Source organism: Pseudoalteromonas sp. NZS11 (assembly GCF_015864765.1).
Taxonomy (GTDB): Bacteria; Pseudomonadota; Gammaproteobacteria; order Enterobacterales; family Alteromonadaceae; genus Pseudoalteromonas; species Pseudoalteromonas arctica.
The window spans coordinates 849535-859731 of the sequence record NZ_JADYWP010000001.1; the positions used below are offsets into that span (position 1 = coordinate 849535).

A 10197-nucleotide genomic window follows, 5' to 3' on the forward strand; every position below is an offset into this window, starting at 1 on the left:
TGGATTTTAGAGTTATAAGAGTGTAACTACAAGCAGCTTGTTTACTAATTTAGCCTATTAAGCAGTGGCGTTAGATGATTTGCATATTTTTTCCAGTCAGTCAGCGCTTCTTTGTAAATTGGCTTACGTACTTGTTCTGAACTGGGAGTTAAAACAGGGCGTTGGTTATTATAAAACTCATAACACGCTTGCTCTACTACTAAATTGCAATGTTCAAATAAATCATCAACCGTTTCAGTGAAGTTGTTTATTAAGCTTTCATAATTAATTGTATATATTTCGTCAGGATATACGCTATGCCAATGTGTCATCAGCTTATAATATTCATTCATGTAGTGAGCTAAATCTTCCTGATCATAGCTATAACTATGGCCTTGTGAAAATGAGTGCTTATAAAGGCTCCATGCAGTTGCTTTTTTATCTCGTTGTACATCGATTATTTTTGCATTAGGGAATAAAGTTTTGATAAGAGCAATATGTTGAAAGTTGACTGGTTGTTTATCAATAAAGTAAGGCTTGTTATTGCGAAAAGGTTCAATGAATTTTAAGTAGCGTTTGGCTAATGTTGCCAAGTGATCTTGAGTCAAACTATTTAGCTTATAAGGTACGTTGCTTTTTATCTGAAGGTTTTCTAACTCTACTGCAATAGAATTGATTTCTGATAATTCATAGCTAGCGTCAACATGGCTATGCGATGCCAGTATTTGCTCAATAAGTGTAGAGCCACTTCTAGGCAAGCTTACAATAAATATTAGCTGGACTTCATTTTCGGTTGAGGTATGTACTGTATTGGCTACTTTTTTGGTTAGGTATTTTTTACAGCGTTCATTAAAGTCATTAGTAATGTAAGGGGTAAGTGACTTTTGTAAATCGTTACTTATTCTTAGCTGCAAAAAGGCATCTTCGTACCTGCTATGTTGTTCATATGCTTTAGCTAAAGCAAAGTGAAGTTGTGCTTTATTTAATTTATTTGAGTCTATTGTTATCTGCTGTTCTAAATTAGCTATATTGAGCTGAGTGAAAGTATATGTTTTTAAGTTTGCTAAGTTCCAATAGGCTTCGCCTATATGGGGAGCTAGTTTTATTGTTTTGCAATAGTACGCAATAGCACTTTGGTTATTGCCAATTATCTTTTCTATGTTTCCAAGTCTTAAATTGCAATATGCGGGGTAATAATTTTTATTTAACAAAGATTGGTAATTTAGAGATGCATTTTTGAAGTCCATCATTTTTACATAGGCAGCAGCGAGTAGACTTTGGGATTGTGGTAGTAAAGTAACTAATTTGGTCGACCTATTATAAAAAGAGATTAGTTCTAAATATTGCTTTGTATTAAATAATGCTTCAATGTGCGCATCATAAGCGGCTGATTTTGTGCTGTTTATATTTATATTATGAGAAGTAATAGCCAAATACGTTTTTAAGTCGTTTGCCTGAAAAGCTATTTTACTTAATAACACTAAAACACGGTATTCATTCGCTACAAGCTTGAGCAACTCATGGGCAATGTTTTCTGCTGGTTTTAATTCTTTGTTTAATAGATGCTGATTCGCTTTATCTAAACGTTGGTTAAACCAAGCAATCATCTCATATTGTTTATTGGCTTGTTGGTATTGCTCTTGCTCTTTTAACTGTCGATGTACTTGGGCTAATACTTGCCAAGCTTGATGGTGCTCTGGTGCAGTTTGAATTAAAGATAATATTATTTTTTTGGCTTGTTGAAGCTTGTTTTGTTGAAGTAGATTATTAGCGTGTTGGATAATTTCAGAAGGGCTCATTGAATGCTCATATTATTTTTTCTTAAGACTAACTTAGAAAGAAATAAAATATAACCTGCTTTACAAATTTTATTTTTGTCGTTTTTTATTACAAGGCTTATTTCATTAATGCACTTAGACTCGGGGTTTATTCTCTCTACAGAAACAGTTGATTCACCTTTGGGCGTAAGTTTTGTTATTTGGCTTTTAACTGATAAAGGGCCATTAAAAGCAATTAGCTTACCAGAGTCAGTTGTTTTTTTTATCAAGTTAAAGGATAAAGCGACGGTAGAAAAAGTACTGCGGCTCTCAGATGTTTCTTTTGAAATTGTCCCTGTAGAATTAAAAGATTTTCAGCAGGGGACTGTGGCTGGTTGCTACTTTAAATCACTTAAACATTACTACAATGCGTTAAAAGCTCTAAGCGCAGAGGGCATTGTGACATACGAAGATGACATACGGCCTATAGATCGCTTTTTAATGGAGCGATTTATTAAAGGCTCCACATGGGTGAGAGGAGATATTACACATAAAGACGGATATAGGCTGTTAACCAATTGCCAATTTAAAAATAACCCAGATGTAAATCCTAAGTTTAAAACAGTTTCTTTAGACATCGAGTGCAATGGAGAAGGGGTATTATTCTCCATTGGTTTGGTCGGTCATGGCATTGATTGTGTATTAATGATTGGCAGTCCGATTAAATATAGTGATGCAATTGAAGTAATATGGTGTGTTGATGAAATCGATCTTTTACATAAATTACAGCACTTTATAGCAAAAACAGATCCAGATCTTATTATTGGTTGGAACGTCATTGAGTTTGATTTTTCTGTTCTTCACTCCAGAGCTGAAACTCTTGGTATAGAATTGCGTCTTGGACGTAATAACGAAAAAATAAAATTACGAGTAGGCCATTATACTCGATTAACTATACCAGGAAGAGTTGTTATAGACGGTATAGACACGTTAAAAAATGCGACATACCACTATGATAGCTTTAGCCTGTCAAATGTAGCTGCTAAGGAGCTTGGTGAGAAAAAGTACATCAGTTCAAGTGACCAGCTAGCAGAAATTGAACGCCAATTTAATGATGATAAGTTATCCCTTGCGAAATACAATAGACAAGATTGCGTACTGGTTCTACGTATTTTTAACAAATTAAATTTACTTGATTTTGCTGTTGTTAGGAGTCAATTAACGGGGCTTGAACTTCATAGAATGGGAGGTTCAGTCGCTTCATTTGTTAACCTTTATCTGCCCTTACTTCACCGAAGTGGTTATGTTGCACCTAATTTAGGAGATCATGGCTTAAGTTTTGATAGTCCTGGAGGGTATGTAATGTCTTCAAAACCGGGGTTTTATAAAAATGTACTTGTACTCGACTTTAAAAGCTTATATCCATCAATTATGCGTACTTTTTGTATAGACCCTCTTGGTTTAATTGAGGGGTTGCTCAATCCAAAAGATGCAATCCCAGGATATAATAATGCACTTTTTTCAAGACATAAAAATCATTTACCAGCCCTTATAAAAACTTTATCAATAACAAGGCAAGAAGCAAAAGATAGCCAAAAACCTATGTTATCGCAGGCTATAAAAATTATTATGAATAGCTTATATGGAGTGCTTGGTTCTCGGGGATGTCGTTTTTACGATCCACGTCTTTCAAGTTCAATCACACTACGTGGGCACGATATAATGCAAACCACAAAAAAATGGATAGAGGAGTGTGGGTACAATGTAATTTATGGCGATACAGATTCAATATTCATTACTTTGGATGACGGTTTGAATACGCTTCAATGCGATGAAATTGGTAAACAATTAGCTATTAATATCAATCAACAGTGGGTACAAGAAATTAGTCAGAAGCACGACTTAGAGAGCTTTTTGGAGATTGAATTTGAAACCTTATACAGTCCTTTTTTTATGCCTACAATTAGGGGGAAAACGATGGGCTCTAAAAAACGATATGTAGGTCAAAAAATTAATAAAAATCACAATGAGCTAGTATTTAAAGGTGTTGAAGCAGTTCGAAGTGATTGGACTGAGTTCGCTCAAGAGTTTCAAGTAGAGTTGTTTGAAGCTTTGTTCAGTAGTGACTATAAAATAAGCCTTTTAGAGGAGTTAGTTAATTCTTACTCTAGGCGTTTACAAAATGGAGAATTTGACGATAAATTAATTTATAGGAAAAAATTAGGACAAAATTTAACTGAATATAAAAAGAATATTCCACCACATGTCCAAGCAGTTAAAAAATATAAAGCTCTGAACCCAAACTTTGAGGTGAAACGAGGGCAAGTTATAGAATATGTTTACACCTTTGATGGACCAGAGCTCAGTGATACAAATAAAAGACTGAATTATCCTTTGTATATAAAAAAACAATTAGACCCAATAGCCGAAATGATTTTTAGTGCTATGGAAGTGACGCTATCAAAGAGCATTCAAACCTCTCTCTTTTAAGTTACTGTAAGCTAAAAGTTAACCTTTGTGAATTTAATCCCTCCTTTTTATAATTTCCCCTAATGCAGTAATGGCGCTATTTAATAATGGCAATGTAAATTTTTTGACTCTAAATTGTAATTCTTTGGCTGTAAAAGTATTGCTAATTAACATTAGGTTAATTTTATGTTGACCACGTTGTGTTGCTGGTATTATCATAGCGTATGATTACTATTTATTAACAAATGGTAATCAAGCAAAAAAATATAAAAAATATAAAGTATTCTGGGAGAATCAAATGTTAAATAATAAAGTTTCAAAGGCGGTTCGCTTAGCGATAGCTTTCGGTACAGCTTCAACAGCTGCGTTTTCAGCAAGTTCTTTTGCTGCTGATGAAGAAAAAGTTGATAAAGTTGAACGAATTGAAGTTACTGGTTCACGTATCAAACGAACAGATATGGAAACAGCTAGCCCGGTACAAGTAACAACTGCAGAAGAAATTGCTGTTGCAGGTTTTACTCGTGTTGAAGACATGATGAATAGTTTGCCGCAACTAGAAGCGTCTAACACTTCTTTCCAATCAAATGGCGCTTCGGGCACTGCAACGCTTGATTTGCGTGGTATGGGCGCTCAGCGTACTCTTGTTCTTGTAAACGGTCGTCGTATGCAAGCTGGTGGTATCTACACACAATCAGCTGATATTAACCAAATTCCTGCTGCGCTAATTAAACGCGTAGATGTAATGACTGGTGGTGGTTCATCTACTTACGGTGCAGACGCTGTTGCTGGTGTTGTAAACTTTGTAATGAACGATCAGTTTGAAGGTTTTGAAGTTAATGTAGGTACAACTGCTTACCAACATAATAACGATAATGAATACATGCAAGGCCTAATGGATGATGCTGGCTTTGAGTATGAAGAAGGTAATACGGGTCTTGATGGCGCGTCGTTTGATTTTGCAGCGACTCTAGGTGGTGCATTTGATAGTGGTAAGGGCCATGCAGTAGCTTACTTTACTTACAACAGACAAAACGAATTACGCCAAGGTGCACGTGATTACTCATCTTGTGCTCTAAATGCAGCTGGTACTGCTTGTGGCGGTTCAGGTAATGCTGTTAACCCTAACTTCTATATCTCAGCTCCTAACGCTGACGGTGTTGTAGATTTTGGTGAAGGCCAGTATGAATACTGGACTCTAGGTCAAGATAGCAGCTTTATTCCTTCAGTTGGTAATACATATAACTACGCGCCAATTAACCACTTTATGCGTCCTGATGAACGTCATACATTAGGCATGTTTGCTAACTACGAAATCAATGATAGCTTCCGTCCGTTCATGGAAGCAATGTTTATGCGTAACCGCACTACAGCGCAGATTGCTGAGTCTGGTACGTTCTTTAATGATAATTACTCAATTGATTTTGATAGCCCATTATTAAATGATACACAACGTGCACAACTAACTGAGCGCTTTGGGTTGACTTCTGGTGATCAGTTTGCAACTTATATTGGTAAGCGTAACGTTGAAGGTGGTGCTCGTGCAGACAGCCTTGAACATAACTCTTTCCGTTTAGTACTAGGTAGTAAAGGCGAAATTAACGACCTTTGGTCTTACGAAGCATTTGCTCAATACGGTTCAACTTCATCTTCTTCAGCATATGAAAATGACTTCTTTGGTCCGCGTATAATCACTGCTTTATCAGCAAATGGTGAAGATTGTAGCGCGACTTCTGGTTGTATCCCATATGATGTTTTTCAGTTTGATGGTGTAACTGAAGAAGCTGCAAAGTCATTAACAGGTACAGCAATTCTTAACGGTGTTACTGAGCAATTGATTGTAAGTGGTTTTGTTACTGGCGAATTCGATTTTTCACTTCCATCTTCAGAGTACCCTGTTGCTGCAGTATTTGGTGCAGAGTATCGTGAAGAAACATTCAGTAGAACAGCTGACGAAGTATACGCACAAGGTCTATTACTTGGCCAAGGTGGTACTACTAAGAGTTTAAATGGTGGTTATCAAGTACGTGAAGTGTTTGGCGAGCTTAGCCTACCAATCGTTGAAGATTTACCGTTAGTTGAAAGTTTACTTGTTGAATTAGGCTACCGTTGGTCAGACTATAGCACTTCAGGTGCTGAGCCGACTTATAAAGTGGCAATGAACTGGGATGTTACTAGCGATTGGAAAATTCGTTCAAGCTACAACCGTGCAGTTCGTGCAGCAAACAATGGTGAGTTATTTGCTCAACAAAGCACTGGTTTATGGGCAGGTACAGATCCATGTGCTGGTACACCGACTTTATCAGCAGCTGAGTGTGCAAATACAGGTGTTTCTGCAAGCCAGTACGGCAATGTAGGTAAGAGCCCTGCGGATCAATATAATGCTCTGTTTGGTGGTAACCCAGATTTATCTCCAGAAATCGCTGATACTATTACTTTAGGTGTTGTTGGTAACCCATTTGAAAACTTCAACTTCTCAATCGATTACTGGGATATTGAACTTGAAGACGCGATTGGTAATATTGACCCAGAAATTCTTGTTACACAATGTGGTAAAAGCGGCGCGGCTGTATTTTGTGATAACGTAGACCGTACACCTGGTAGTGGTAGCCTTTGGATAGGTTCTGGCCAAGTTGTTGCTACAAATACTAACTTAGGTAATATCCATTACGAAGGTATCGATTTAAGCGCAAACTACGATATGGAAATTGCTGAAGGTACATTAAAAACTAGTATCATTGGTACCTACATGTTAACTAAGGAATTTGATAATATTCCTGGTGTAAGTGAAGTATATGACTGTGTTGACTCATTAGATAACGGTTGTTTCCCTCAACCAGAATGGCGTCATGTTGTATCTGCTAGCTACGACACGGGCAGCTGGTGGAGAGCTACTGCTAAATGGCGTTTCTTCAGCGGTGTAAACGATTACACTGGTGCTGATACATTAGTACAAGACGACGGTATTAGCTCACAAAGCTATATTGACCTTAAAGGTACATTTACTATTAATGATTACACGTCTTTATTAGTAGGTGTTAACAACGTTATGGATAAAGAGGCACCTCTAGTTGGTGGTTCATTATCAACAAACGCAAATGCTATTGCTGGTTACTACGATTCGTTAGGTCGTTACTTCCATGCGAGCCTTTCATTAAAATTCTAATTTGAATTAATTAATGTATATTAAGCGAGCTTAGGCTCGCTTTTTTTATGGGGAAAAAATGAAATCGGTAAAAGAAAGTTTACTGTTTGCAATACAGCAATTGAATAGTGGAAATATTGTGGCAGGAAAAGCCACCCTAGAAGATTTATGCGACAACCCTGAGGTTAATGAGGAAGCTTTAGCTGTATTGTTTAAAGTAGCTATGAATGAAGGAGATTTAGTAAAAAGTAAGGAAGTTTGTAAAAGACTCATTTCAATAGCCCCCAAAAAATTCGATTATGTAAATACTCTTTGTCAATTATATGCCGCCAGTAATGAATTCTCTTTAGCAATAGACTTACTTAAAAAATACACTGAAATAGTACCGGATAGCACAATGTCGTATTTTCAATTGGGTGAAATGGCAAAAAAAGATGGCGATGGTATTCTTGCAAGTACATCTTTCTTAGCAGCTATCGAGCTTGGTTACCACGACATATATACCGCTTATGTGGAGTTAGCATCCGTCTACTCTGAGCTTTTAATTGATTATGGGACTGCGACTAATTATTTACAGCAGGCAATTACAATTGAACCAAATAAAATTAATGCCTATTTTAATCTTGCTAATATATATGAGCAGCTTGGTGATAAGCAAAACTGTTTAAAGAGCTTTAATCAGGTATTAAAGATAAATCCTTTATATGGCCTGGCGCATGCGAGAATTGCTGATATACAAACATTTAATAAAAAAGAAGCATTAGAATACGAACTAAAAAGCCTATCTATTTTAGAAGCTACAGAAGACGATGTGTTAAAAGCTGATATGTATTATGCGCTTGGGAAAGCTTTTGACGATAGCAAAGATTATGAAAAATCATGGTCTTATTATACTAAAGCCAATAGTTTTAATCGAAAATATATCCCGCAATACAGCAGAGTTGATATTGAACATCAAGTAAGTAGCACACTAGCAAGAGAGCTTAGTAACGTAAAAAGTAAGACTGGCGATATTGTTCCAATTATTATTTGTGGCATGTTTAGGTCTGGTTCAACCTTAATAGAACAAATAATTTGTACTTCTGAGATGATTAGCAATGGAGGAGAGATTGATTACTTGCATAAGCAACTATTCAATCTAATTGATAAGCCTAAAGTGCTGTTAAGCACGGTTAACTCACAATTATTTCAGCAAGGTTATGAGAAAGAATTAAAGTTAAGAGCGGGAAAGAGTAGTCTTGTTACTGATAAACGGCCTGAGAACTACTTATACATTGATATAATCAAAACGATGTACCCTGAAGCAAAAGTTATTTGGACACAGCGCGATATTAGAGATAACAGTTTATCAGCTTACTTTCAACATTTAGGCCCAAGTTTGAATTATGCGACAGCACTGAATGATACAGTGCACTACCATAAAGCGCAGCAGCATGTTAAAACACATTGGCTAAAAAAGTATCCTAATGATATTTTTACAGTCAATTATGATGAACTTGTTTCACAGCCCGAGGGGGTATTATTGCCTCTGTTCGAATTTTTAGGCGTAAAATATCAAGGTGAAAGCGGTTTATTTCATCAACAAAAAAATATTGTAAGTACTGCTAGTGTTTGGCAGGTGAGAAAGCCTCTTTATACATCTTCATCGGGAAGATATAAAAATTTCAGTAGGTATATTAAAGAAAGCTTATCTATTTCTGATTTTGAAGAGTTTAATAATGTATTAGATTAATCACTGAGAGTATTCAGCACTCAATAGAGCGCTGAATACATAGTGGGTAAGTCTTTTATTTTAACACTACTACTATTGATTTTTTTCTTGAGACGAAGCTTATTAATTTTGTCTAATACTGCAGGTGAAAAGCGAGATTGAGAGCTAACTTTAGAGGATAACATATCGTCTAGGAAGCTAAGGTTCATAGCGCCTGCACCAGGCACGCTACTATTGGCTGCTACGGCATTGAGTAAGGCCGCTTTGTTGGTGGCATTACCCTCACCAAATGAGCGCTCAGTGCCGTATATGTCGGTTACATTCCAGTCCTCAATAGCTAGAATTAATTCTTCCGAATCTTCTACTTGTGAGTTAATAGAAGAATCAGAATAGTTTAAAATATGCTTTAGTAGATCGTTCTCAAAGTCAGGAAATAAAATTTTTGCTTGATCATAAAAAATAGAAACATTTAGACGATTTCTTTTAACTTGAACGCCTCGGTTGGAGTTTACAAACTCTTCAGCATTACCTGAAAGTTGTTGATATACCTTATCAGCTGTGTAAGCTTCGTTACGTAAATTCGGACTTCCAATTATCCCTTGATAGAAGCCATACATTACTATTTTCTTATTCCCAAATTTCTTAAAAACGATATTATGTTGAATATTATTAAGTGACAAGGTATGGCCTGAAACATTTATAAATTTATCGTTTAGTATTGAGTTTTCACCTTCGAGTAATTTTTTTGCATTCCGAACTGGGTAATGTTCAATTAACTTTTCAATAATGGCTGTATTATATAAGTTTAGCCAATAAGCTAATTGCTCATCTAAGGTTAATGCATTTAAAGGGACTTCTTCAGGTACTTTTTCTAGGCTTTGGCGAATTATTTTAAAACCTAGCTTAATATCCGATTTTACAACTTCTTCGAAGTAAAAGCGGTTAGCCTCTAAAGCCGTATCTCTGTCTCTATTAGATCGTAACCTTGTGCCATTACCTACTATTGGTTTTAGGATAGTGTAGTGGCATAGTTAATTTGGCCACCCATTAAGAAAGAAATGTTATGCTAATAAGCATACAAATTTGGGTGAAAAAATGACGAAATTAAAACGCGCAACGTATTCTGCGGCAATCAAATT

At 36.1% G+C, this 10197-nt stretch carries 5 protein-coding genes; 3 read left to right on the plus strand and 2 right to left on the minus strand.

Going from position 1 to position 10197, the window contains the following annotated elements; genetic code table 11:
* Nucleotides 1-44 precede the first annotated feature (44 nt).
* Nucleotides 45-1778 carry a tetratricopeptide repeat-containing sulfotransferase family protein gene (locus I6E82_RS03795; RefSeq protein WP_197116762.1) on the minus strand — a complete coding sequence of 578 codons (1734 nt, stop codon included), beginning with the start codon at nucleotides 1776-1778 and terminating at the stop codon, nucleotides 45-47.
* 108 nt (nucleotides 1779-1886) lie between these two features.
* On the opposite strand from I6E82_RS03795, the gene I6E82_RS03800 reads away from it, so the two are divergent.
* From I6E82_RS03800 to I6E82_RS03810, 3 genes are all read left to right on the plus strand, one after another.
* Nucleotides 1887-4226 (plus strand): DNA polymerase II, encoded by a 2340-nt coding sequence (locus I6E82_RS03800; protein WP_197116764.1) that lies wholly within the window; start codon nucleotides 1887-1889, stop codon nucleotides 4224-4226.
* A gap of 277 nt (nucleotides 4227-4503) precedes the next feature.
* Nucleotides 4504-7368 carry a TonB-dependent receptor domain-containing protein gene (locus tag I6E82_RS03805; RefSeq protein ID WP_197113498.1) on the plus strand — a complete coding sequence of 955 codons (2865 nt, stop codon included), beginning with the start codon at nucleotides 4504-4506 and terminating at the stop codon, nucleotides 7366-7368.
* Nucleotides 7369-7426: 58 nt separating this feature from the next.
* On the plus strand, nucleotides 7427-9079 hold the full coding sequence (locus I6E82_RS03810) for a tetratricopeptide repeat-containing sulfotransferase family protein (protein WP_197116766.1): 1653 nt from the start codon (nucleotides 7427-7429) through the stop codon (nucleotides 9077-9079).
* 20 nt (nucleotides 9080-9099) lie between these two features.
* Here I6E82_RS03810 and I6E82_RS03815 read toward each other — a convergent pair whose 3' ends face one another.
* Complete coding sequence (locus I6E82_RS03815) at nucleotides 9100-10074, minus strand: DUF547 domain-containing protein (RefSeq protein WP_197116792.1); 975 nt, start codon at nucleotides 10072-10074, stop codon at nucleotides 9100-9102.
* Nucleotides 10075-10197: the final 123 nt, after the last annotated feature.

Excerpts from the sequence above, each read along its gene's own strand:
- I6E82_RS03795 (WP_197116762.1), bottom strand. The coding sequence starts at position 1,778 with ATGAGCCCTTCTGAAATTATCCAACACGCTAATAATCTACTTCAACAA.
- I6E82_RS03805 (WP_197113498.1), top strand. The coding sequence starts at position 4,504 with ATGTTAAATAATAAAGTTTCAAAGGCGGTTCGCTTAGCGATAGCTTTC.
- I6E82_RS03800 (WP_197116764.1), top strand. The coding sequence starts at position 1,887 with ATGCACTTAGACTCGGGGTTTATTCTCTCTACAGAAACAGTTGATTCA.
- I6E82_RS03810 (WP_197116766.1), top strand. The coding sequence starts at position 7,427 with ATGAAATCGGTAAAAGAAAGTTTACTGTTTGCAATACAGCAATTGAAT.